This window comes from Canibacter zhoujuaniae, from assembly GCF_011752015.1.
GTDB lineage: Bacteria > Actinomycetota > Actinomycetes > Actinomycetales > Microbacteriaceae > Canibacter > Canibacter zhoujuaniae.
Window position 1 is genome coordinate 775,708 of record NZ_JAAIKA010000001.1, and the last position, 22,197, is coordinate 797,904.

At 55.9% G+C, this 22,197-nt stretch carries 24 protein-coding genes and 1 riboswitch; of the genes, 9 read left to right on the forward strand and 15 right to left on the reverse strand.

Annotated features, from left to right (window positions below):
• Nucleotides 1-191: 191 nt before the first annotated feature.
• The gene (hpt, locus tag HCQ99_RS03575; RefSeq protein WP_166985803.1) at nt 192-743 is read right to left on the reverse strand and encodes a hypoxanthine phosphoribosyltransferase; all 552 of its coding nucleotides are present in this window, start codon (nt 741-743) and stop codon (nt 192-194) included.
• Between the two features lie 9 nt (nt 744-752).
• Nucleotides 753-1,760 carry a tRNA lysidine(34) synthetase TilS gene (tilS, locus tag HCQ99_RS03580; RefSeq protein WP_166985805.1) on the reverse strand — a complete coding sequence of 336 codons (1,008 nt, stop codon included), beginning with the start codon at nt 1,758-1,760 and terminating at the stop codon, nt 753-755.
• 79 nt (nt 1,761-1,839) lie between these two features.
• Between tilS and ppa the strand changes: the two genes are divergently transcribed.
• Nucleotides 1,840-2,334: an inorganic diphosphatase gene (ppa, locus tag HCQ99_RS03585; protein ID WP_166985808.1), complete on the forward strand. Its 495-nt coding sequence runs from the start codon at nt 1,840-1,842 to the stop codon at nt 2,332-2,334.
• 73 nt (nt 2,335-2,407) lie between these two features.
• Here ppa and HCQ99_RS07025 read toward each other — a convergent pair whose 3' ends face one another.
• From HCQ99_RS07025 to glyA, 5 genes are all read right to left on the reverse strand, one after another.
• Complete coding sequence (locus HCQ99_RS07025; protein ID WP_166985811.1) at nt 2,408-3,772, reverse strand: peptidoglycan DD-metalloendopeptidase family protein; 1,365 nt, start codon at nt 3,770-3,772, stop codon at nt 2,408-2,410.
• A gap of 129 nt (nt 3,773-3,901) precedes the next feature.
• Nucleotides 3,902-4,813 (reverse strand): mycothiol synthase, encoded by a 912-nt coding sequence (mshD, locus tag HCQ99_RS03595; RefSeq protein WP_166985813.1) that lies wholly within the window; start codon nt 4,811-4,813, stop codon nt 3,902-3,904.
• Between the two features lie 26 nt (nt 4,814-4,839).
• Nucleotides 4,840-5,370, reverse strand: a complete 531-nt coding sequence (locus tag HCQ99_RS03600) for an adenine phosphoribosyltransferase (RefSeq protein WP_166985817.1) — start codon at nt 5,368-5,370, stop codon at nt 4,840-4,842.
• Complete coding sequence (locus HCQ99_RS03605; protein WP_166985819.1) at nt 5,367-6,245, reverse strand: bifunctional methylenetetrahydrofolate dehydrogenase/methenyltetrahydrofolate cyclohydrolase; 879 nt, start codon at nt 6,243-6,245, stop codon at nt 5,367-5,369. The genes HCQ99_RS03600 and HCQ99_RS03605 overlap by 4 nt, the downstream gene beginning before the upstream one ends.
• 64 nt (nt 6,246-6,309) lie before the next feature.
• Nucleotides 6,310-7,593 carry a serine hydroxymethyltransferase gene (glyA, locus tag HCQ99_RS03610; protein ID WP_166985822.1) on the reverse strand — a complete coding sequence of 428 codons (1,284 nt, stop codon included), beginning with the start codon at nt 7,591-7,593 and terminating at the stop codon, nt 6,310-6,312.
• A gap of 44 nt (nt 7,594-7,637) precedes the next feature.
• Nucleotides 7,638-7,719: riboswitch (ZMP/ZTP riboswitch) on the reverse strand.
• 37 nt (nt 7,720-7,756) lie between these two features.
• Between glyA and purU the strand changes: the two genes are divergently transcribed.
• The 7 genes from purU to HCQ99_RS03645 all read left to right on the forward strand — a co-directional run bounded on the left by purU (nt 7,757) and on the right by HCQ99_RS03645 (nt 13,624).
• Complete coding sequence (gene purU / locus HCQ99_RS03615) at nt 7,757-8,617, forward strand: formyltetrahydrofolate deformylase (RefSeq protein ID WP_166985825.1); 861 nt, start codon at nt 7,757-7,759, stop codon at nt 8,615-8,617.
• Between the two features lie 16 nt (nt 8,618-8,633).
• Nucleotides 8,634-8,993, forward strand: coding sequence for a DUF2568 domain-containing protein (locus tag HCQ99_RS03620; protein ID WP_166985827.1), 360 nt, complete (start codon nt 8,634-8,636; stop codon nt 8,991-8,993).
• A 20-nt stretch (nt 8,994-9,013) separates the two neighbouring features.
• Nucleotides 9,014-9,475, forward strand: coding sequence for a GNAT family N-acetyltransferase (locus tag HCQ99_RS03625; protein ID WP_166985830.1), 462 nt, complete (start codon nt 9,014-9,016; stop codon nt 9,473-9,475).
• A gap of 11 nt (nt 9,476-9,486) precedes the next feature.
• Nucleotides 9,487-10,509 carry an EamA family transporter gene (locus HCQ99_RS03630; protein WP_166985832.1) on the forward strand — a complete coding sequence of 341 codons (1,023 nt, stop codon included), beginning with the start codon at nt 9,487-9,489 and terminating at the stop codon, nt 10,507-10,509.
• 89 nt (nt 10,510-10,598) lie between these two features.
• A complete protein-coding gene (ppk2, locus tag HCQ99_RS03635; protein ID WP_243854563.1) occupies nt 10,599-11,519 on the forward strand; it encodes a polyphosphate kinase 2 in 921 nt (306 codons plus the stop codon).
• A gap of 142 nt (nt 11,520-11,661) precedes the next feature.
• A complete protein-coding gene (locus HCQ99_RS03640) occupies nt 11,662-12,879 on the forward strand; it encodes a cobalamin-independent methionine synthase II family protein (protein WP_166985840.1) in 1,218 nt (405 codons plus the stop codon).
• Nucleotides 12,880-12,988: 109 nt separating this feature from the next.
• Nucleotides 12,989-13,624, forward strand: coding sequence for a hypothetical protein (locus HCQ99_RS03645; protein ID WP_166985843.1), 636 nt, complete (start codon nt 12,989-12,991; stop codon nt 13,622-13,624).
• A gap of 3 nt (nt 13,625-13,627) precedes the next feature.
• On the opposite strand, the gene tsaD is transcribed toward HCQ99_RS03645, so the two are convergent.
• From tsaD to glmS, 7 genes are all read right to left on the reverse strand, one after another.
• Nucleotides 13,628-14,692: a tRNA (adenosine(37)-N6)-threonylcarbamoyltransferase complex transferase subunit TsaD gene (gene tsaD, locus HCQ99_RS03650; RefSeq protein WP_166985846.1), complete on the reverse strand. Its 1,065-nt coding sequence runs from the start codon at nt 14,690-14,692 to the stop codon at nt 13,628-13,630.
• The gene (gene rimI, locus HCQ99_RS03655; protein ID WP_166985848.1) at nt 14,676-15,164 is read right to left on the reverse strand and encodes a ribosomal protein S18-alanine N-acetyltransferase; all 489 of its coding nucleotides are present in this window, start codon (nt 15,162-15,164) and stop codon (nt 14,676-14,678) included. Before rimI ends, tsaD begins: the two co-directional genes overlap by 17 nt.
• Nucleotides 15,161-15,829 (reverse strand): tRNA (adenosine(37)-N6)-threonylcarbamoyltransferase complex dimerization subunit type 1 TsaB, encoded by a 669-nt coding sequence (gene tsaB, locus HCQ99_RS03660; protein WP_166985851.1) that lies wholly within the window; start codon nt 15,827-15,829, stop codon nt 15,161-15,163. The genes rimI and tsaB overlap by 4 nt, the downstream gene beginning before the upstream one ends.
• Entirely contained in the window at nt 15,829-16,305 is a 477-nt protein-coding gene (gene tsaE / locus HCQ99_RS03665; protein WP_166986576.1) for a tRNA (adenosine(37)-N6)-threonylcarbamoyltransferase complex ATPase subunit type 1 TsaE, read from the reverse strand. Before tsaE ends, tsaB begins: the two co-directional genes overlap by 1 nt.
• 118 nt (nt 16,306-16,423) lie before the next feature.
• Nucleotides 16,424-17,560 carry an alanine racemase gene (gene alr / locus HCQ99_RS03670; protein ID WP_243854779.1) on the reverse strand — a complete coding sequence of 379 codons (1,137 nt, stop codon included), beginning with the start codon at nt 17,558-17,560 and terminating at the stop codon, nt 16,424-16,426.
• Complete coding sequence (locus HCQ99_RS03675) at nt 17,561-17,923, reverse strand: holo-ACP synthase (protein WP_166985854.1); 363 nt, start codon at nt 17,921-17,923, stop codon at nt 17,561-17,563. It abuts the gene before it with no gap.
• A 5-nt stretch (nt 17,924-17,928) separates the two neighbouring features.
• Entirely contained in the window at nt 17,929-19,773 is a 1,845-nt protein-coding gene (glmS, locus tag HCQ99_RS03680) for a glutamine--fructose-6-phosphate transaminase (isomerizing) (protein ID WP_166985856.1), read from the reverse strand.
• Between the two features lie 95 nt (nt 19,774-19,868).
• On the opposite strand from glmS, the gene coaA reads away from it, so the two are divergent.
• On the forward strand, nt 19,869-20,822 hold the full coding sequence (coaA, locus tag HCQ99_RS03685; RefSeq protein ID WP_166985858.1) for a type I pantothenate kinase: 954 nt from the start codon (nt 19,869-19,871) through the stop codon (nt 20,820-20,822).
• Nucleotides 20,823-20,828: 6 nt separating this feature from the next.
• On the opposite strand, the gene glmM is transcribed toward coaA, so the two are convergent.
• Nucleotides 20,829-22,178, reverse strand: coding sequence for a phosphoglucosamine mutase (glmM, locus tag HCQ99_RS03690; RefSeq protein ID WP_166985860.1), 1,350 nt, complete (start codon nt 22,176-22,178; stop codon nt 20,829-20,831).
• Nucleotides 22,179-22,197 lie beyond the last annotated feature (19 nt).

Consider the following 22,197-nt stretch of genomic DNA (forward strand, 5'->3'; position numbering starts at 1 on the left):
CGCGTAAATAAATGGGGCACGCTGGAAAAACTTCCGCTTCTTTTTAACTTCAGCCACGCAGAAGCCTCACTTTCGAAAATATCGTTGCTGCCTAATTTATCCCAGCAGATGCTGCCCGCGCCTGAATGTTTGCCAGAGGCGAACTGCAAACAGTGTCACAGTAACTAAAGATTCGTGCAAAAAGCACGGTTTTATGAGTAAACGTGCGGTGCGAGAATCGCCACATCACGTAAATTGCGGTATTTTTCTGCGTAGTCGAGGCCGTACCCAACAACGAACTCATTTGGAATGTCAAAGCCTACGTATTCAACATCAATGTCTACTTTTAGCGCATCTGGTTTGCGCAGCATTGTGCAGATTTTGACACTCTTCGCGCCGCGAGTGAGCAGATTCTCTTTCAGCCATGACAGCGTAAGACCCGAGTCAATGATGTCTTCAACGATCAGCACTGCACGATCTGTTAGGTCAGCATCCAGGTCTTTTAGAATGCGCACCACACCGGAAGATTTTGTGCCCGTCCCATAGCTTGACACCGCCATCCAGTCCATTTCGGCTTGAAAACGCAATTCGCGAGCGAGATCTGCCATAACCATAACCGCGCCTTTTAGCACACCAACCAACAGCGGTGGCTGATCCCCATAGTCTGCCTCGATGTCGCGTGCGAGCTCACTCAGCCGCTGTTTCAGCTCAGCCTCGGTGTGCAAGATTTCAGATAGTTCGTTTCCTAGTGCGCTTGCGTCCATAAATTCAGTTTACTGTGCCGCTGACTGCAACACACGGAGCATAAAAAGTCGCTTCCCCTGCCGCCAGACACGCACTCCGGGCAGCTGCAGCATCTGCTGGCCGTGCCAGTTTTCTAAAAGCGCCATAACCTCTTCTGTGTGTTTAAAAGTAACTTCTTCGGCACCCGCATAGATGAGCAACTGCCGCAGCACACGTTTTGCAATCGCCCGCGGCTCACTTTCAAGGGTGCGGATCGGCACAACTGTCGGTGTATCCTGCTCGCCCTGCACAAAATGGTCATGCTGCTGTAGTGCGTCAAGCACCTTGGCGGCGAACAGGTCGAGCGCATCAGCATCTTCACGCGCAAGCTGCGCCGAACGCGCCAACCCCGCGATTACGCCGCTGCCAAGCTCTCGAGTAAATACTGGCAAAACTGTTTGGCGCACACGCACGCGAGTGTATCTCGGATCTTCGTTGTGCGGATCACTCCAGTAGCTGAGCCCCTGCGCTTGGCAGGCAGCTTCTGTTTCAGCGCGGGTTACCCTTAGAAAGGGTCGTTTAATTATGCCCCGTTCGGGCGCAATACCCGACAGCGCACGAGTTCCCGAGCCGCGCACCAAACCCAAAAGCACCTGTTCTGTTTGATCGTTTTTGGTGTGCCCCGTAAACAGTGCGGTAGCATCGATTTTTGCGCAGTAATCCGCGAGTGCCGCATAGCGGGCCCGGCGCGCGTCAGCCTCTATGCCTTTACCGGAATATGTCACCTCGACAGCCTGAACCTCGCTAATTAACCCCATGTCGCTAGCCTGCTGCGCCGCCACTCGAGCAATGCGCGCTGAATCAGGCTGCAGTTGGTGGTCGACAACCACAGCATGCGCTTGCAGCCCCCGGCGAGGCGCTTCGAATGCGACAGCGGCTGCGAGCGCGAGCGAGTCTGCACCTCCTGAGAGCGCGACCACTAGAGGCCCGAATTCCGGCAGGTTTTTACGCACTGCGTTACGGGTTTTTGCAACAACCGGAGCTAATTTACCGCCCATAGGTCTTAAGCGTAGTCGGAAAATAAACAGGCACTTAGTAAACTGGCGCAGTAGGCGTTTTTGCGATGAAAGGAAAAAGATGGCTAGCTACGATGCCGTTATCGAGATCCCAAAGGGGAGCCGCAACAAATACGAGGTAGATCACGAAACCGGTCGCGTGTATCTCGATCGCGTGCTGTACACCAACTTTGTTTACCCGACCGACTATGGTTTCTTTGAGAACACTCTCGGGGAAGATGGTGACCCGCTCGATGTGCTTGTGCTGCTCGACTACCCGGTGTTCCCAGGGGTTGGCGTTAAAGTGCGCCCGGTTGGGGTGCTGCGCATGAGCGATGAGGCTGGCGGTGACGACAAGGTTATCGCGGTGCAGGCGAAGGATCCACGCTGGCAGCATATTCAGGATGTTGCAGATATTCCTGAATACACCCGCAAGGAGATCGAGCATTTCTTTGAGCGTTACAAAGATCTTGAACCGGGTAAGTGGGTCAAGGTTGATGCTTGGGGTTCGGCTGCTGACGCAGAGAAGCTCATCGAAGAGGCAATCGAACGGTTGCAGTCAGAGGGCAGTCACTAAACCGTTAGGCTGTCAATATAAGTTGGCTCCCGCTTGAAACACTCAGGCGGGAGCCAACTTATTGCTCTTTGCTCTATATGTAGATACCCTGCTGGGCCATAAAACCGTCAGCCGGGGTTGGGGTGCCCCAGATGCGAACTTCAAAGTGCAGGTGCGGGCCGGTTGCCAACCCGGTTGACCCAACGTAGCCAATAATTTGGCCGGGCCCTACCCACTGGCCGTAGCTCACTGATGGGGCTTGCACCATATGAGCGTACCAGGTGTGCACACCGTTACCGTGGTCGATAAACACATAGTTGCCGTTGATACCCGTATAGCCTGCAGCAATAACAACTCCCGCCCCGGCAGCGTATATTGGAGTCCACGGAGAGGTGGCCATGTCGTGACCGTTGTGTCCCGGATAGCAGCGCCACGGGCAGCTGACGCTATAGCTTCCCGGTGTCAACGGAGCTGTCCAGTTTCCAGACACCACCGGTGCTGGAGGGGCTGGCCGCGGTGCCGGGGCTGGTGCCTGCCACTGGCTGGCCGCCGCTTTTCGCGCAGCTTCCTGGCGAGCAGCCTCCTGTCGTGCGGCTTCCGCCGCAGCACGCCGGGCACGCTCAGCCTCTTCGGCCGCACGTCGACGCGCTTCCTCCTCAGCCTTGCGGCGCTGCTCTTCTTCAATGCGCAGACGCTCCTGATATCCGGCAACGGTTTCAGCAGTTTTGTCTTTTAGCGCAGCCAGCTGTGTTTCCAGCACACGCTGGTTGGTTTCAGCTGTCTGCTGGCGCTGCCGCGCCGCTTCAACAGCCGAGGCAGCCGCCTCAAACTCGCCCTGCGCTACTTCGTAGAGCTCCTGTCGTTTAACAGCCGCCTCTTCCGCTTGGCGCTGCAAATCAGCGACCGTAAGCTGTGCTCGTGTCGCTTCCTGCGCAACACGGGTGTTACGTTCGGTAGCTTTTGACATCATTGCCAACCGCTCGAGCAGCGCATCTGAAGCATCGGGGTCACCCTCGAGGAAGAACTCCATGCTGCGGTCTACACCGCCAGAGCGATACATTTCCGCAACAACGTTAGCTGCTGCATCGGCGGCACGATTCGCCTCCGCTCTCTTCTCCTCTACCTGACCGTATAAAGCCTGTTGCCGCTGATCGGCCGTCTCAAACTCAGACTGCGCAGTCATCGCTATCTGCGATGCAACCTCAGCCGCAGATTGCGCCGATTCAACCTCTGTGCGCACCTGTCCGAGCAGCTTTTCAACCTCAGCGATCTTTGCAGCAGTGGCCGCCTCGTCCTGCTTTGCCGCTTCAACATCTGACCAAGTGGGCAGATCAAGAGCAAAAGCGGCTGAGATCGTGTGCGGATTCGGAGCGATATTTAGGGTGGCCCCGAGCAGTGCCGCCCCAGCACCGATTGCGATAAGACGCGTAGCACGCAGACGTTTTCCGGTGTGCTTCAAACTTGATCCCCTTCCGGGACTGGTACACAAAGCTTAAAGGTTAGCTTTAAAGATTCCTCAGTAGAGCTACCCTATCAGGCACACCTGAATTAGCGCACTATCCGCACCGGAAGCAGCAGAATTAAGAAACTATCGCGACAGCAAATACAGGCCATCGCGCCATACCGGCACAAAACCCTGACTGTTATAAACGCGCAGGGCGGGCGCATTATCGCCCTCCACATACAGCGTCAGCTCGGCATAGCCGCGCTCTGCCGCCACCGCTTTTGCTAACTCTACGAGTTTTTTACCAAGCCCCCGCCCCGCAATCTCTCGAGCTACTCCGAGCACATAAAGCTCTGCTTCTGAGCTGGTGAGCTTCAGCCAGGCGTAGGCCAGCAGCCGCCCTTCCTGGCGCACTAAGAAAAACGCGGTCGCGTCAAACCAATCCGTTTGGGTGTAGCGTTCGAGCGCTGCGAGGGTAACCGCTCCCTGTTCTGGATGATCGGCGAACACCTTAGAGTTAAGCGCCACCCAATCGCTGGCGTCCCGCTCATAGTTGAACGATGCAACCGCAAACCCGCTTTTTTCAAGCTCATCAATATGGGCGTCAGCAGAACAGCTTGCCCAGCCAGCTAGCGGGGCTGACATTTTCAATAACTGCCGCATGCGACTCGCGCCCAGCGCCCCCAGAAAAGCTGTCGCCGCTTCTGACTCGCCATGCGCCCACAAGTGCAGGGCAGCTTTATTCTCGCTGGCATAGTTTCTGAGCGCCGCGGTCAGGCGAGCACCAAGCCCCTGACGTCTGACCTCTGGGTGCACGAAAAGCTCTGCCTCTAGCCGTGTTTTATCGGCGGTCAACCACGCTACAGCGACACCAGCTGGCGCACTCCCAGACTCCGTCTGCACAGACTCTGCGGTAGTAAAGACTGTGCGAGTATCCAAATTTCGCAGCGAATCATCGTTAAAAGGTATCGCCTCGCCAGCATTCTCTGCTGCCTTAATAGCGGCGGTAACCGCGACCCTAACCTCAGGTGAGCCACTCTCTAGGCGTTTAACCATATAAACTCCGAACAGCGCCAGGGGCGTTAGGGGAAAACCACGTGGATTGGCAGATCCCCAAGTTTTTCTCTGCCGCCTAAGCCAGCAACTTCGCAGAGCATACCAAACCCGACAACCTCGCCGCCTATTGCCTCAATGACGCGTCTGGCGGCATCGGCTGTGCCACCGGTCGCGAGAACGTCATCGAGAATCAAAACCCGCGCGCCTGGTTTGATATCCTGCTGCACCTCCACCGTCGCCTCACCGTATTCAAGTGAGTAGCTGGCCGCTGCCGCCGGGGCGGGCAGTTTACCGGCTTTACGCACAGAGAGCGCACCGCACTGTGTGTGCACACCGAGCGCACCCGCAAGAATAAAGCCTCGCGCTTCAATGCCGGCAACCACATCAAACTCAGGGCAGTGCGCCGCAAGATCTGCAACCACGGCCGCGAGCGCGGGACCGTCTGCGAGCACCGGCGTGATATCACGAAACAGCACGCCGTCTTCGGGATAGTCTTCGATCAGGCGAATTTGTGCTGCCGCGTGCTGCAACTCCTGTGAGAGCTGACGTTCGATCATGCGGCACGCTCCGCCATCTCAACAACATTTTTTAAAAGCAGTGCACGAGTCATCGGCCCAACGCCGCCGGGGTTAGGTGACACCCAACCGGCAACCTCTGCAACAGCCGGATCGACGTCACCAACAACACGCGATTTGCCAGTTTCCGGATCAGTCTCGCGTGACACACCAACATCGAAAACAACGGCCCCCGGCCGCACATCCTCAGCTTTAATTAGGCGTGCCACACCGGAAGCAGCCACGATGACGTCTGCTTCACGCAGCAGTTCGGGCAGATTCTGTGTGCCGGTGTGAGTGAGAACAACTGTTGCGTTGTGTTCGCGGCGAGTGAGCAGCGGGCCGATTGGACGCCCCACGGTGATACCTCTTCCAACCACAACAACGTGCTTACCGCTCCAGTCAAGGCCGTAGTGTTCCGCTAGCTCTATTACCCCACGCGGTGTGCACGGTAGCGGCGTATCGATCTCGCTATTCACGTTCAACACCAGTTTGCCGAGGTTTGTTGGGTGCAGACCGTCAGCGTCTTTGGCGGGATCGATCAATTCCAGCACTCTGTCGGTATTCAGGTGCTTCGGAAGCGGTAACTGCACGATGTATCCGGTCACCTCAGGATTTTCGTTAAGCTCAAGAATTACCGCTTCAAGCTCTTCCTGGCTCACCTCTTCTGGCAGGTCGCGGCGGATCGATGCGATCCCCACCTCAGCACAGTCCCGGTGCTTACCGGCAACATACCACTTAGAACCGGGATCTTCTCCGACGAGCACGGTAGCTAAACCGCACTGCTTACCGGCAGCGCTTAGCGCCGCAACCCGGCCGTGCAGATCCTCTTTAATCGCGGCGGCGGCAACTTTACCGTCAAGAATATTTGCAGCCATAATCTTCTCCTCACAGTCGAAATCTCCCAACCGCACAAAGCAGCTGGGAGAGACCGTTCTAGATTTACTTCAAAAGTTTTTCAATGCCCGGGTACAGCGGGAATTTAGCGGTCAGCGCCGCCACACGCTCGCGCTGCTCAGCCGGATCAGCCCCCTGCAGTGTCTTGGCCACGATGTCTGCAACTTCAGCAAACTCCGCCTCGCCGAACCCGCGGGTTGCCAATGCTGGGGTGCCGATGCGCACGCCACTGGTGACCATCGGCGGGCGTGGGTCAAACGGTACCGAGTTGCGGTTCACTGTGATGCCCGCAGCGTGCAGTGCATCTTCGGCCTGCTGGCCGTTCATCTCTGAATTACGTAGATCGGCAAGCACAAGGTGCACGTCAGTGCCGCCGGTGAGCACGTCAACACCCGCAGCCTTCGACTCCTGACTGGTCAACGCTTCGGCCAGCAGTTTTGCGCCGGCGAGTGTGCGCTCTTGGCGTGCTTTAAACTCAGCAGTTGCCGCAAGCTTAAAAGCAACAGCTTTACCGGCGATAACGTGCATCAGCGGGCCGCCCTGCTGCCCCGGGAAAACATTGCTGTTAATACGCTTGTAAATATCGAGATCATTGGTCAGAATGATGCCCGAGCGCGGGCCGCCAATGGTTTTGTGCACGGTTGATGACACAACGTGTGCGTGCGGCACTGGGTTGGGGTGCAGGCCAGCGGCTACGAGACCGGCGAAGTGCGCCATATCGACCCAGAGCGTGGCCCCAACTTCATCAGCAATTTCACGGAACAGCGCAAAATCAAGATGACGCGGATATGCCGACCAGCCCGCAATAATCACGCTCGGCTTGTGCTGACGGGCAAGATCGCGCACATTATCCATGTCGATGCGCATAGTTTCAGCGTTCACACCGTAGGCAACCACGTTATAGAGCTTGCCGGAAAAGTTCAGTTTCATACCGTGCGTAAGGTGCCCGCCGTGTGCCAGGTCGAGACCGAGAATAGTATCGCCAGGTTCAGCAATTGCGCTGAGCACAGCAGCGTTTGCCGACGCACCCGAGTGTGGCTGCACATTCGCATAGGCTGCGCCGAACAGGCTCTTAACACGGTCGCGTGCAAGATCTTCGGCAACATCAACCGCTTCGCAGCCGCCGTAGTAGCGCCGCCCCGGGTAACCCTCCGCATACTTGTTAGTGAGCACACTGCCAACAGCCTCGAGCACAGCACGGGGCACGAAGTTTTCGCTCGCGATCATCTCAAGGGTGTCGCGCTGCCGATCTAGCTCAGCATCGAGCACACCAGCAATCTCAGGATCAACCTCTGCCAGCGGCAAATTGAAGAATGAATCGGTAGACATTTTTGACCTCTCTGTTGCTGCAAATGGAGCAAAGTAGCAATATTTCTTGCGACCCAGGCGAGCGGCCTTTTCATGCTTGTCGCTCCCCGATGGTTAGCCATCTTTACGCCAGTTGCGACTGTCATAATTCTATCGGAGTTTGCGCCGTGTAACATCACTACTTATGGAACAGGCGTGGGTGTTAAAACTTAGATGCGTAGACCAGCCCGGAATCGTGCACGCCCTGAGCGGTGCTGTGGTAAATGCTGGCGGCAACATTGAGCAGAGCCAGCAGTTTGCGTCGGGCGATACCGGTATTTTCTTTATGCGCATCGAGGTTTCCGCCGTTAACGCAGACGACAGTTTCGAAGAGAGATTTCGCATCCTGCTCGCCCCAATCGTCGCTAAGTACGGCATGCAGTGGGAGCTCACACGCGCGGGCAGACGCCTGCGCACGCTGATCTTGGCTTCAAAAGCGACCCACTGCATCAATGACCTGCTCTATCGCCAGCGCAGCGGCCAGCTCGCAATCGACGTGCCGCTGATCCTCGCAAACCATACGGATCCAGCAGAGCTCGCTAATTTTTACGGTGTGCCGTTCGAGCACATCGCAATAACCGGCGAGGCTGATAAACAGAAATTTGAGGATCGTGTGCGCCAGATCATTGCCGAGCACAGCATCGAATTGGTTGTGCTCGCACGCTATATGCAGATCCTCTCCCCCGAGCTCTGCGCAGAGCTTGCCGGTAAGGCAATCAACATCCATCACTCCTTCCTGCCCGGTTTTAAGGGCGCAAACCCCTATCGGCAGGCGCACGCGCGCGGTGTGAAACTTATTGGCGCAACCGCACACTTTGTTACCACAGACCTTGACGAAGGCCCTATTATTGAGCAGGACGTAGTGCGGGTAGACCACACCTTCACGCCGCAGCAGCTACAGCAGCTGGGCCAAGATGAGGAGGCGCGCACCCTGCGCCGGGCGGTTGGCTGGTTTGCTGAAAACCGGGTGCTGCTCGATGGTGACCGCACCGTAATTTTTAAATAATTAAGGAGAGCAGGCTTTGGCACGCACCGACAAGCAAGTCTCGATTATTGCCACGATCCGCACCGCACTTGACTTAGTGGCTGTTGTTGCCATTGGAGCCTGGGGTCTTTTGCGCTGGCCGCTCCCGCTGCCGGGAATCGCAGTAGCTGTGGGAGCGGTGCTTGCGGCTGTGGTTGTGTGGGCACTCTTCCTGTCGCCCCGCCCGGTGCTGCACACTGATAGATATGTCCGCGCGCTACTCGGCCTGGTGTTCAGCACTGTTGGTGCTGCCGCTGCCTTAAACGCGGGCGCGTCCTGGTTTGTTGTGGCCCCTCTTCTGCTGCTCGCATTCGCTGTTAGTTATATGGAGTTGACAGCGGTTGTGCGCCGCCGATAGGTATCCGCTAGAGTGCTACTATGAGCGAGCTGCGATTAGAAGAACTAAGTGCCTCAACGATTGTTGCTGTAAACCGCCTGAGCTTAAAACCCGGCCAGGAACAGTTCATCACCCCAGTGTCTTATGCCGCCGCTCTGGCGGTCACACCAGCTAACACAGCCTGGCAGCGCGTCGCCGTGCGAGATGACCGCGTGGTTGGCTTCATTCACGCTAATTTTGATGCTGAGAACTCACGCCCTGAGTTCCGTGCGGCGCTCTGGCGCATCAACGTTGATGCCAAGCAGCAGGGCACCGGTGTTGGCACATTTATCGTAAACGAGCTCATCAAAGAGGCACGGTCGCGCGGAATTGAAAAGCTCACAGTGCTTTACGAAGCAGGCGATGAGGGGCCTGAGCAGTTCTTCCTGAACGTTGGTTTCAAGCCTGAGGGTGAAACCGAGTACGGCGAGATTATCGCAGCCTACGATCTCACTAGCGCATAGCAATAACGAGCATGAGCGCCGCGCAACAGCAGGAATACGCGATCGGCCGCGGCACACTCCTGTCTGTTTTAAGTTCGCTTGGTTTCGGGCTGCTCTACCTCTGGACGCCACTAATCGATCCGTTGGATCCGGCTTTTTTGGTGGCGATGCGCCTGCCGCTCGGCGTTCTATCGCTGATTGCTCTCTTTGCTGCTCAACGGCAGCCGCAGCTTATCGCTGACAGCTGGCGGCACCTGTGCGCTAAACCGGTGCGTTTTTTGGCGCTTATTTTGTGCGGATCGATCCTCACCTCGCAACTGTGGCTGTTTGCTTACGGGCCGATGAACGGTCTTGGCCTGCAGGTTGCGCTCGGGTTCTTACTGCTGCCGCTCGCGCTGGTGGTCGTGGGCCGAGTTTTATATAAGGATAAGCTGAGCGTCTGGCATTGGGTGGCGATCGGGCTGGCAGCGGCAGGTGTTACCCAAGAAGTTGTGCGCGCTGGCGGTCTGTCACCAGCTGCCTTATGGGTTGTGGGCACCTACCCTATCTACTTTATTTTGCGTCGCGCAATAGGCATGAACAACCTCGGTGGCATGTTCTGGGAGATGCTAGCCATGTGTGTTCCTGCATCAATTTTTATTATCTGGTACATGCCGCAGGTGTCAGATCTCGAACTGCCGCCAAACATCTGGCTGATTGTTCCCGGCGTCGCTTTCATTGGATCCGCTTCGCTCGTGAGCTGGATCCTGTCTTCTAAACTGCTTCCGATTAGCACTTTCGGAATGCTTTCGTATCTCGAGCCGGCTCTGCTTATGGGGGTGTCACTGCTGCTCGGCGAACGAATCACCCCAGCGGAGTACCCGCTCTACATCTGTATCTGGGTCGCGATCATCATAATCATTGCGGTGAGTGCCAAGGAAATGCGGATCGAGAGGCGACGGGCGCGTGAAATCGCAAAACTCGGTAAAGCGATCACGCCGGTTATCACAGATCAACCGGCACCAGCCACCGGCAGCATCCCAATAATTCAGCCAGAGGACGAGTCTGAAAATTAGCTGTAAACTGGGTGTATCCCCGTTTCTACATAGAAAGAGGCCCTATGTCAGGAGAGCACACCCAGTCAGTTAAAGGCGACAGCTTTGAAATGGCGGATGCCGCCCAACCAGACGTTACTCCCGAAATTGACGAGATTTCTGAGCTGGAGCACCTGCTAGATCCGGACTCCGAAGACGCCGACCCAGATGCGTGGCGCATCGGATACCCCTACGACAAAAAAATTAGTCGCAAGGAGTATGAGAAGCAAAAACGAAAACTCCAAATTGAGCTGCTGAAGTTCCAGGCGTGGGTAAAAGAAAATAAGCAGAAAGTTGTGATCATCTTTGAAGGCCGCGACGCAGCGGGCAAGGGTGGCGCGATTAAACGGTTTATGGAGCACATGAACCCACGTGGCGCACGCACTGTTGCTCTTGAGAAACCGACAGAGCGCGAACAGACACAGTGGTACTTCCAGCGTTACGTGCAGCACCTCCCCGCCGGCGGAGAGATCGCGCTATTTGACCGCTCTTGGTACAACCGCGCCGGTGTTGAGCGCGTAATGGGGTACTGCACACCGCAGGAATATCTCGAATTCACCCGGAGCGCGCCTGAGTTTGAGCGCATGCTCGTGCAGTCTGATATTCACCTGATTAAGTTCTGGTTCTCCGTTGGGAAGGCTGAACAGCGTTCACGCTTCCTGTCTCGCTCAACAGATCCGGTTAAACAGTGGAAGCTGAGCCCAACCGACCTTGCCTCACTCGATAAGTGGGACGCCTACACAGAGGCGAAAGAGGCGATGTTCTTTTACACTGACACCCCGCACGCACCTTGGACTGTCATCAAGTCAAACGATAAAAAGCGCGCACGCCTCGAAGCTATCCGCTGGGTGCTGAACCAGTTTGATTACACCGGTAAAGACGCAGACGTAGTTGGCACCCCCGACAAACTCATAATCGGCAGCCCGGTAGATATTTACGATCAGGGTGAAGCCCCTAAGACCGGCGCTTTTCCAATTGTGAAAAATAGCTGAAACTAGGGCGCTACCCTAAAGATTAATGGGCTGTTAGCGGTTTGCTGGCAGCCCATTATTACGTAATGCTACAGTCGGCTTGAAGCCCTATTTATTCGTTTTTAATCTGTTGTCACTGGCACTTTTAGAGAAAGCAGACAGAATGACGAACAAGATTGAAACCTCCCACGCCGGCAGCCTGCCACGCTCAGCAGAACTAATCGCAGCCAACGCCGCCCGCACTTTTGCCGAAGACGGTCTCACCCTCGAGCGCACTGCGGAGTTTGATGAGCTGCTTGCAAACGCGGTCGAACAGCTGGTTGCGAGACAGCTTGCCGCGGGAATCACCATCCCGGGTGACGGTGAATACGGCAAAGCAATGTCTAGCGCTGTCGACTACGGTGCTTGGTGGTCCTATTCATTTCAGCGCACCAACGGTCTTGAAGTAACCGGCGCAGAAATCTGGGAGCAGCAGCCGCTGCGCTCAACCCCCGGAAATGTGCGTCTCACAAGCTTCCCGGACCGTCGCGACCGCAATCTTTTTGCCGCAGCCTACAGTGATACAGAGCATCCAATCACTACCGGTAAAATTGCAACCGCGTTTCCCACCACTACCGGCCCGTTGAGCTACAAGGGGCACGAAGCTGTTGCTAACGATGTTACAAACTTGCGTTCAGCCCTAGACGCACAGGGTGTTGAAAATGGCTTTATCACGGCGCTCTCACCAGGCTCTGGTGCGCGCATCGCTGATCAATACTACGGCAATGATCGCGACCACCTCTGGGCTTGGGCAGAAAGCCAGCGCGAAGAGTATCGGGCGATCGTTGATGGCGGCCTGATCCTCCAGATTGATGATCCTTCAATCGCCGAAAACTGGGATCAGATCAATCCTGAGCCAACCATCGATGAGTATCGTGAGTTTACGCAGCTGCGAATAGACGCCTTGAACTACGCACTCGAGGGGATCGACCCTGAAAGAGTGCGCTTCCACCTCTGTTGGGGGTCATGGCACGGCCCGCACGTTACCGATATTGAGTTCAAGCACATCGCCGATCTGATGCTCCAAATCAACGCAAAGTACTACTCTTTCGAGGCGGCAAATGTGCGTCACGAGCACGAGTGGAAGATCTGGAAAGATATTGAGCTCCCGAAGGGTAAGGTGCTTGTACCGGGGATAGTCAGCCACGCCACCAACGTGGTTGAGCACCCAGAGCTTGTTGCGGATCGTATCGAAAACTTCGCAAATATCGTCGGGCCAGAAAATGTTATCGCCTCCACCGACTGCGGTCTTGGTGGGCGGATCCACCCCGACATCGCATGGGCAAAGCTTGAATCATTGGGCGAGGGCGCACAAATCGCCGCCAAACGTCTCTTCGGCTAATTAAAAGCTTCACCACTGATAAGAATGTGCGCTGTTTAGTTTTTAGACAGCGCACATTCTTTTTTTCTTCATTGACCTAATTCATAGACAGCCGTTTTAGTCTCTAGGGATGAAGAAAAACACAAAAATTTTAGCTGGGGTGCTGATCGGCATCACCGGTATCGCTCTCGGCAGCGGGATTACCGCGTTGGCACTCTCAAACAACAATAATTCTGCCCAATCAAATGCTGGCTCAGCACACTCACAAACCACGATGCAGGCACCGGCCCAGAGTAAGACAACCACAGGCTCACAGCAGCAGAACACAAATTCAACAGGCGCTACAGCCAATACTGTTGCGCCCGGCGGCACTCGTGAGTCGTTTGAAGCTGCGTTAAATACGGTTGCGCAGCAATCAAACAATGCGCAAATTATTAAAGCTGAATTTGATAGCAGTGATCAGCACTGGGATATCGAGGCATTCGATGGCACCAATGAGCTTGAATACACTGTTAGCGCTGACGGCACCTCTGTGTTTAAGAGCAAGTCAGAAACGGCCGATAATGATGATCGCGCAAAATATGCAAGCGCCACCGTCGATATTCTTGCCGCAGCTAATTTTGCGGCACTCCCTGCCGACGCTCTAATTGATGAATTCGATCTCACTCACCACAACAGGCAAATAGCTTGGAAGGTTGATTATTACGGCAGCGACAAGAAACAGGTGAGAACAATAGTCGATGCCACAACTGGCGCTCTGCTCTAGCAGCTACACCTGAATTTCAGTGACCGGCAGCGTCGAATCTGCTCCGAAACTAAGACCAGAGGGCTCACGCCCTGCCGCAATTAGCTGCGCTGCAAGCGAGGCAATCATTGCGCCATTATCGGTGCACAAGCTGAGCGGCGGAATGCGCAATTCGATGCCTTCCGCCGCGCAGCGCTCCGTCGCATACTCACGCAACCGCGCGTTGGCAACCACACCACCGCCGAGCAACAGCCGCGGCACACTGTAGGCTTTACAAGCCGCTATAGCTTTATTAATTAGCACATCAACAACCGCTTCACGAAAGCTTGCCGCAACATCAGCAATCGGCACGGTGTTACCCGCCGCCTGTTCGCGCTCTACCCAGCGTGCAACGGAGGTCTTTAATCCTGAAAAGGAAAAATCATAGCGGTGCTTAATTAGATCATTTGATTTGGTTAACCCGCGCGGAAATTTAATTGCTGTGGGTGATCCGGTAGCGGCGACTCGATCAATGTGCGGCCCACCAGGGTACGGCAGCCCAAGCACACGCGCCACCTTATCAAACGCTTCTCCCGCAGCATCATCTATCGTTTCGCCAAGCATTTCAACGTCAGTGACCAGATCCCTGACAAGCAGCAGAGACGTGTGGCCGCCGCTCACAAGCAGCGCAACGGTCGGCACCTCTAGCTCAGCCTCGCTCGCTAACAGCTCTGCCCCAACATGCCCGACCAAATGATTGACACCGTAGAGCGGCACATCAAGCGCCAGAGCAAGCCCCTTCGCCGCAGCCACTCCAACCATCAGCGCGCCAGCTAACCCGGGGCCAGCGGTGACCGCAACAGCGTCAATCTCTTGCAGTGTCACACCCGCAACTCGCAGCGCCTCTGCAATTGTGCCCTGCAGTGCTTCAAGATGTGCGCGCGCGGCAACCTCAGGAACAACTCCACCAAATCGGGCATGCTCGTCCATTGAAGAAGCGATAACATTCGCGAGGAGCTTGCGGCCGCGCACAATGCCCACACCAGTTTCATCGCAGCTGGTTTCGATCCCCAGCACAACAGCGTTGTCCGTATCAACGATTCTGCGCATCCGCTATCTCCTTCCATTTGAGCGGTAGCTGGGCCCGCATAATGAGAGCATCAACACCCGCCGGCTGATAGTACTGTGGTCGCACCGCTATCTGTTTAAAGCCGCTGTGCTGATACAGTCCGATTGCTGCAGGGTTATCAGCCCGCACCTCAAGAAAAATCTGTTTCGCGCCCTGTGAAACCGCCTCATCTGCGAGGCGCTGCAACAGTTTTTTACCCCAGCCCTGACCGCGCAGCTCTGCAGAGACGGCGATTGTTTGCACGTCTGCTTCATCGCCCACAACTAAAACACCGGCGTACCCAACAAGCTTTGCATCTTGCTCAAGTTTAAAGTAACGGCGGTAGCTTGCCGTCAGCTCATCTTTTATCAGCGCAAGGCTCCAGGCGTCTTCAGTAAATATCTGCTGCTCAAGCGCAAAAACCGCTGCGGCATCAGACTCTGCAGCGGGAGCTAGCATCACATTTGCGCTCATCGCACCACCGGTTTTACGCCCGCTGGCGGTCGCACATCTGGATCCCGTAGATAGAGCGGATCGCGGCTGCCGAACTCTCCCCCGGCCTGCAGCCGCAAATGTGCTGCGCTGAGCAGACCCACGCCGGAAACAGCTTCCGGCCAAAATTCTGGCAGGCTCTCCTGATGCTCGGCGCGCTTCACTACATACGACTCGCGCAAGGGGTTTGGAATTGTATGCGCATCTGCAATTTCGTAGGCGGTAATAAAAAGTTCTTTACGTCGCGCATCCTGAACTACTGCGAGCGCGCCTGTATAACCGGTCTCGATAGCCTTTCCCAGCGCACCAGCCTCATGACTCACGACCGGTAGCAGCGGTAGATTTGCGCCCAATGCGTAGGCTGTGGCAGCCGCCATACCAATCCGCAAACCGGTAAACGGGCCCGGCCCCACTCCCATAACAACACCTGTGAGTGTGGCAGAGTTAAGATCCGCAGCATCCAAAGCGCGGGAAATTAACTCGCTAATTACCTCAGCGTGTGCGAGTGGATCGCTGCTGCCAAACTCCCAGTATTTGTTTCCGTTGTTAACAGCAACAAGGCTTCCGAGGGAGGTATCGATAGCTATCAGATTCTGGTTGCCTGCAAGATTTTCAAGTATTCCAGATTTTGCATATATTTCTGGCATTAGTTCTCCTCTGCGGCGATTGCGGCAAAATCTACGCTCTGCCAGCGCTCCCCAACGCCTGTAATCTCAAGGAGTCGCGGCTCAACCAGCTCCATATCATCAGCTGCCGCACTCGCTTCAGTTGCAGCACCGACCGGTCTATGAATCACAATTTCGAGCGCAACAGCTTCCTCATCAACAAGCCCTGCTCCCCACTCAGCAACAACGACAGCGTTTTTAAAGTCGATATCTAGATCTTCAAGCTCGCTTGAGTCGCCGAGACGGTAGGCATCGATATGCACAAGCTGTGGCCCACCGTTCAGCGACGGGTGTGTGCGCGCCAGCACAAAAGTTGGGCTGGTAACAGGCCCACGCACGTTTAATCCCTCGCCGATACCGCGTGTGAGCGTGGTTTTTCCTGCGCCCAACTCGCCGGTTAAAAGAAGCAAATCACCGGCACGCAACACACGCCCCAATTGCACACCAAAATCATGCATTTGGTCTGCTGTTTTGATCTTCACTGTAACGGTATCCGTGCGCACCCTTCAACCTTACCTGAGCAGCATTTGGGGCGAATAAAAATTAGCCCAGCTAACTGATTAGAAAGCTCGAGAATTAGTCGGCAGCGATGCGATGCAGCCGCGCGCCGAGCCTGGCGATAACCTCATAATTGATTGTGTGCAAACGATTCGACCACTCTTCTACCGGCGGCTCACCAGCTGCTGCGTCGCCAAACAGCACCACTCTGTCACCGAGCCTCGCTTGCGCGCCAAGCTCTTTACCTAAATCGATAACACACTGATCCATACCGATACGCCCAACAATCGGCCGCTTCACACCCCCGACGCTAACTGTGGCGTCGGTGTTGTTAAGCGCACGCGGCATTCCGTCAGCGTAGCCAACCGGCACTAGTGCGAGCACCGTATCGGCCTCGGTTCTGTAGGTGGATCCGTAAGACACACCTGTGCCGGCAGGCACCTCTCGCAACGCAACAATCTCTGCGATCAGCTTCAGCGCAGGGCGTAACCCCAGTTCTGCGGAGGTGCGATCTGCAAATGGGCTGAGGCCGTAAATTGCAACCCCAACGCGGACCGCATTGTAATATAACTGCGGTCTTGTGAAACTAGCGGCGGATGCTGCCACATGCAAAAGTTCTGGCTCGATGCCGCTCTTTCTGGCAAGCGCGACCGCCGCATCGAAGACTCGGCCCTGTTCGAGGTCTGCTTGCTCACTGGTGTTTGCAAGGTGGGTAAATATACCGCGCACCCACACAGTGCCGGTGCTCTCGAGTTCAGCTGCCCGAGCGAAAAATTCGCGCCATTCTTCGGGGCCAGCACCGTTGCGACTCAAGCCGGTATCCAACTTCAAATGCAGCACCGCGGTTTTATTCAACTGTCTTGCAGCATTTGCGACCGCCTCAAGCTGCTCAACATGGCTGACACCCAACTCAATATCCGCCGCCACCGCAGCAGTGAAATCTGCATCGGCGCCGTGCAACCAGCATAGAATGTCTGCACGATCAGACAAAAATCCCGCTTCTCTAAGCGCTAAAGCCTCTTCAATGTCAGCCACCCCAAGAATTCGCGCACCGCCCGCGAGCGCAGCCTCAGCAGCTATATTCGCACCGTGTCCGTAACCGTTGGCTTTCAAAACCGCAATAACATTCGCGCCGGTTACCTCTTGCACACGGCGCACGTTGTGGGCAATAGCACTACGGCTCACCTCAGCAAAACGCATACTTCCTGTGCGCATTTAACCCCCTTCCGCGACCACATAGGCAATGGCTGTTTCAGTTTCGTGACTGAGACTCAAATGTAGGCGTGCGACACCGAGATCCGCAAGCCGCTGTTGCAGCGTCGCGGTGGCCGAAAAACTCGGGCGCTCATCTGCCACTCGAGGCACTTCAATATCGTGCCAGCGCAGCCCGTGATCACCGCCGAGAGCTTTAATTAACGCCTCTTTTGCGGCGAATCGCGCAGCCAGACTGCGTAGGGGAAGCCCAATCTCTGCGCTCGTGAAGAGCCGCGCTTTCAAGCCAGGGGATTTTTCGAGCTGGGCCGCAAAACGCGACACATCGACAATATCGCAGCCGATGCCGAAGATCCCCTGGCTCATAAGCTTTACTCAACCGTCACGGACTTTGCAAGGTTGCGAGGCTGGTCAACATCAAGACCCTTCGCAGTTGACAGCTCAAGCGCAAACCACTGCATCGGGATAATGTGCAGCAGCGGTTCAAACAGCGGATCGGCCAGCGGCACACGAATTACCTCGTCTGCATACGGCAGCACCGCAGTGTCACCAGTTTCAACGATCGCGATAACACGCGCACCGCGTGAGCGAATCTCCTGGATATTAGAAACAACCTTAGAGTGCATGGTTGGTGAGGTGCGGGGGCTCGGAACCAACACAAAAACGGGTTGACCGTGATCAATGAGCGCAATCGGGCCGTGCTTCAGTTCACCGGCAGCAAAGCCTTCGGCGTGAATATACGCAATTTCTTTGAGCTTGAGCGCTCCTTCAAGCGCGACCGGGAAGCCCACATGCCTGCCGAGGAAGAGCACAGATCTGGTGTCAGCCATCCAGTGCGCGAGCTGCTGAATCTGTTCCTGCGATTCAACCGCCTGCTGCACCTTATCAGGCAGCGTCTCAAGCTGCGTAACAGCGCGCCGGTGATCCGAGTCTGCCAGCACACCACGCACCCGCCCAAGATGCAGCGCGAAAAGCTGGAGCGCGACAACCTGTGCCATAAACGCTTTTGTAGACGCCACCGCAACCTCAGGGCCGGCATGCGTATAGATCGCTGCGTCGCTCTCACGCGGGATAGTTGCCGCCTGCGTGTTGCACACCGAGACAGTCTTTAAGCCCAGCTCTTTCGCATAGCTGACTGCGAGGAAAGTGTCCATCGTCTCGCCCGACTGGCTAATTGAAATAACCAGGGTGTTCTCGTCCACGATCGGATCACGGTACCTAAACTCATGGCTGAGTTCAATCTCGACCGGCACACGCGCCCATTTTTCAATCGCATAGCGGCCCACCTGACCCGCATATGCGGCTGTGCCGCAGGCGAGGACGATAATGCGGTTGATGTTCTGCAGATAGTCATCGCCGAGTGCGGCCAGCTCTGGAATCTCAACCAGCCCATCTTTAATGCGGCCGCGCACAGTGTTTGCGACAGCTTCAGGCTGCTCGCTGATCTCTTTTGCCATAAATGACGGCCAGCCACCCTTGTCAGCCGCTGCCGGATCCCAAGCAACCGCAAATTCTTCTGTCGCTACGGTATTGCCGTCAAAATCGGTAACCTGCACGCTGTCGGGGGTAATCACAGCAATGCTGTCTTCTTCAACTGCGATCGCGCGACGAGTGTACTCAACGAAAGCGGCAACATCGGATCCGAGGAAATTCTCGCCCTCGCCAAGCCCAATCACAAGCGGCGAATGATGCCGTGCTGCAACAATTTTGCCCGGCTCTGCGGTTGCAAACGCAAGCAGCGTAAAGGTGCCGTGCAGACGTTTTACGATATTGCGAAACGCGGTTTCTAGATCGCCGGTTTGCGCCAGTTCACGGCCTAGTAAAACCGCCACAACTTCGGTGTCGGTGTCGCTTTTAAACTCAGCGCCAGCAAGCTCTTCACGCAGTTCAGCAAAATTCTCAATAATGCCATTGTGGATCAGCGCAACGCTGCCGTCTTCGCTCAGGTGCGGGTGCGCATTCTCGTCAGTAGGGCCGCCGTGCGTTGCCCAGCGAGTGTGCCCGATACCGGTGTTGCCGTGTTTTATTGGGCTATCTTTGAGCAGCTCACGCAACTCTTTTAGCTTCCCGGAGCGTTTGCGCACATCAATCTCATGATCGCTATCGAGAATTGCTATACCGGCTGAGTCATAACCTCGATACTCAAGCCGCGCTAACCCCGCGATCAAAACCTCTGAGGTACTGTTTGGCCCTACATAACCTACTATTCCACACATAGCGCTAATAATAATCGGCAAAACCTCCGTAAACGATGAGGCATTGGGCGCGCCCAAATGCGAAGCAGCGCTAAGGTCTGGCACGATTAACAGTGATGACTGAGAAGCACAGCCAAACAGCCGAACTCCCCTCTCCCTACACCGAGATTCCGCGACAGAAGTGGGCTGAGCTCGCACAGGGGATGCGCTCACCTCTCACAGACAGCGACCTGGCGCGCCTGTCAGGCATCGGGGAACGGCTCGACACAAATGAGCTGACCGATGTTTATCTGCCGCTCAGTCGGCTGCTCAATCAGTATGCGATCGCCGCCCAAGAGATGCACCGTCGCACCCGCAATTTTCTAGGGCAGCAGGATGAGCGCAAAACACCTTTTGTAATCGGTATCGCCGGCTCAGTTGCTGTGGGCAAGTCGACGGTAGCGCGCGTGCTCCGCGATCTCTTGGCACGTTGGCCGGAAACTCCCCGCGTCGATCTAGTCACAACTGACGGGTTCCTGCTTCCAAATGCGGAGCTCGAAAAACGCGGTATCGCTGCCCGCAAGGGTTTTCCTGAATCTTATGACCGCCGCGCCCTGCTCAGGTTTGTCGCGCAGATTAAAGCCGGTGTTCCGACGGTGAAGGCACCCGTTTACAGCCATTTAATTTATGATGTTGTGCCCGACCAGTTCACCGTTGTTAAGCAACCAGACATCGTAATTATCGAGGGCATTAACGTGCTGCAGCCACCGGGTGCCGGCCGCCCACTTGCCGTCAGTGATCTTTTCGACTTCTCGATCTACGTAGACGCCAGGCAGTCAGATATTCGCCGCTGGTTCCTGGAGCGCTTCCTGCGACTGCGTGAAAGCGCTTTTACCGATCCAGATTCTTACTTTAAACCCTTTGCAGCTCTGTCAGACGATGAGGCGATTCAAACCGCGTTAGGGTTTTGGGATGACATTAATCAGCCGAATCTGATCCAAAATATTCGCCCAACCAGAGCGCGTGCGTCGCTAATTTTGCGGAAAGAGGCGGATCATCGCGTCCAAAAAGTGCTGCTTAGAAAACTCTAGCGCGAACTAAATCGCAAGCCGCTCTTTAACGATTTCGGCAAGGTCGTCTGCGAGCTGCTGCGCTTGCTCTTCCGAGGCGGCCTCAACCATAACTCGCACAACCGGCTCGGTGCCGCTCGGGCGCAGCAGCACACGACCGCTGCCCGCAAGCGCGAGCTCAGCCTGATGCACAGCCTGAGCAATAACCTCGTCACCGTTGACACCATTACGATCAACGCCGCGTACGTTCACGAGCACCTGCGGGTAGACTCGCATACAGCTGGCAAGCTCGGTAAGGCTTTTACCTGTGCGTGCAACCTCAGCAGCAATGTGCATACCTGTGAGGATGCCGTCACCGGTTGTCGCGTAATCGCTCATAATGACGTGACCAGACTGTTCACCGCCGAGCGACAGACCGTGTTCGTTGAGTGCCTCAAGCACATACCGGTCACCGACGCCCGTCTCAACGATGTCGATGCCGTTATCGGCCATCGCAAGTTTTAAGCCGAGGTTGCTCATAACAGTCGCAACGAGGGTGTTGCGCTCGAGTTTGCCGCGGTTTGACATTGAGAGAGCGAGAATCGCCATAATCATGTCGCCGTCAATTATGTTGCCATCGCCGTCAACCGCGAGGCAGCGATCGGCATCTCCGTCGTGCGCGATCCCGAAATCTGCCTGCTCTTTCACCACCGTCTCTTGCAGGAGCTCGAGGTGGGTTGAGCCGATCCCGTCATTTATGTTAAAACCGTCTGGGTCGTTGCCGATAACAACCACCTGGGCGCCTGCATCACTGAATGCATCGGGCGAAATACCGGCGGCAGCACCGTGCGCGCAGTCTAAAACAATCTTTAAACCATCAAGGCGCTGCCCTTCAAGCGTGCCGAGAAGGTGCACAAGGTAGCGATCTTCGGCGTCTGAGAAGCGGCGGATCCGCCCAACCTCACGTCCGGTTGTGCCGGCCAGCGGGCGCGCGAGAGCGGCTTCAATATCGTCTTCGATATCGTCAGCGAGTTTCTTTCCGCCACGGGCAAAAAACTTGATGCCATTATCTGGAGCGGGGTTGTGTGACGCAGAGATCATCACCCCGAAATCTGCCTTTGTATCTGCCACAAGATATGCGGCAGCCGGTGTCGGCAGGACACCCGCATCTAACACATCGACGCCGGCGCTGGCGAGGCCGGCAGCAACCGCTGCTGAAATAAACTCACCGGACACACGCGGGTCGCGTGCAAGCACAGCAGTGGCTCGCCTGCTTTCGAAGCGAGCTTCGCGTCCGAGAACGAACGCGGCCGCTTTGGAGAGGTTCAAAGCCAGCTCGGCGGTAACATCTACCCCGGCTAGGCCCCGAACGCCATCCGTACCAAACAGACGAGCCATTGCAGTAATACTTTCCAGC

What these genes read in the sequence shown, in the direction of transcription:
- hpt (WP_166985803.1), bottom strand. Translation starts at nt 743, where the DNA reads ATGGACGCAAGCGCACTAGGAAACGAACTATCTGAAATCTTGCACACC.
- tilS (WP_166985805.1), bottom strand. Translation starts at nt 1,760, where the DNA reads ATGGGCGGTAAATTAGCTCCGGTTGTTGCAAAAACCCGTAACGCAGTG.
- ppa (WP_166985808.1), top strand. Translation starts at nt 1,840, where the DNA reads ATGGCTAGCTACGATGCCGTTATCGAGATCCCAAAGGGGAGCCGCAAC.
- mshD (WP_166985813.1), bottom strand. Translation starts at nt 4,813, where the DNA reads ATGGTTAAACGCCTAGAGAGTGGCTCACCTGAGGTTAGGGTCGCGGTT.
- HCQ99_RS03600 (WP_166985817.1), bottom strand. Translation starts at nt 5,370, where the DNA reads ATGATCGAACGTCAGCTCTCACAGGAGTTGCAGCACGCGGCAGCACAA.
- HCQ99_RS03605 (WP_166985819.1), bottom strand. Translation starts at nt 6,245, where the DNA reads ATGGCTGCAAATATTCTTGACGGTAAAGTTGCCGCCGCCGCGATTAAA.
- glyA (WP_166985822.1), bottom strand. Translation starts at nt 7,593, where the DNA reads ATGTCTACCGATTCATTCTTCAATTTGCCGCTGGCAGAGGTTGATCCT.
- purU (WP_166985825.1), top strand. Translation starts at nt 7,757, where the DNA reads ATGGAACAGGCGTGGGTGTTAAAACTTAGATGCGTAGACCAGCCCGGA.
- HCQ99_RS03625 (WP_166985830.1), top strand. Translation starts at nt 9,014, where the DNA reads ATGAGCGAGCTGCGATTAGAAGAACTAAGTGCCTCAACGATTGTTGCT.
- HCQ99_RS03630 (WP_166985832.1), top strand. Translation starts at nt 9,487, where the DNA reads ATGAGCGCCGCGCAACAGCAGGAATACGCGATCGGCCGCGGCACACTC.
- ppk2 (WP_243854563.1), top strand. Translation starts at nt 10,599, where the DNA reads ATGGCGGATGCCGCCCAACCAGACGTTACTCCCGAAATTGACGAGATT.
- HCQ99_RS03640 (WP_166985840.1), top strand. Translation starts at nt 11,662, where the DNA reads ATGACGAACAAGATTGAAACCTCCCACGCCGGCAGCCTGCCACGCTCA.
- HCQ99_RS03645 (WP_166985843.1), top strand. Translation starts at nt 12,989, where the DNA reads ATGAAGAAAAACACAAAAATTTTAGCTGGGGTGCTGATCGGCATCACC.
- tsaD (WP_166985846.1), bottom strand. Translation starts at nt 14,692, where the DNA reads ATGCGCAGAATCGTTGATACGGACAACGCTGTTGTGCTGGGGATCGAA.
- rimI (WP_166985848.1), bottom strand. Translation starts at nt 15,164, where the DNA reads ATGAGCGCAAATGTGATGCTAGCTCCCGCTGCAGAGTCTGATGCCGCA.
- tsaB (WP_166985851.1), bottom strand. Translation starts at nt 15,829, where the DNA reads ATGCCAGAAATATATGCAAAATCTGGAATACTTGAAAATCTTGCAGGC.
- tsaE (WP_166986576.1), bottom strand. Translation starts at nt 16,305, where the DNA reads ATGCATGATTTTGGTGTGCAATTGGGGCGTGTGTTGCGTGCCGGTGAT.
- alr (WP_243854779.1), bottom strand. Translation starts at nt 17,560, where the DNA reads ATGCGCACAGGAAGTATGCGTTTTGCTGAGGTGAGCCGTAGTGCTATT.
- HCQ99_RS03675 (WP_166985854.1), bottom strand. Translation starts at nt 17,923, where the DNA reads ATGAGCCAGGGGATCTTCGGCATCGGCTGCGATATTGTCGATGTGTCG.
- glmS (WP_166985856.1), bottom strand. Translation starts at nt 19,773, where the DNA reads ATGTGTGGAATAGTAGGTTATGTAGGGCCAAACAGTACCTCAGAGGTT.
- coaA (WP_166985858.1), top strand. Translation starts at nt 19,869, where the DNA reads ATGACTGAGAAGCACAGCCAAACAGCCGAACTCCCCTCTCCCTACACC.
- glmM (WP_166985860.1), bottom strand. Translation starts at nt 22,178, where the DNA reads ATGGCTCGTCTGTTTGGTACGGATGGCGTTCGGGGCCTAGCCGGGGTA.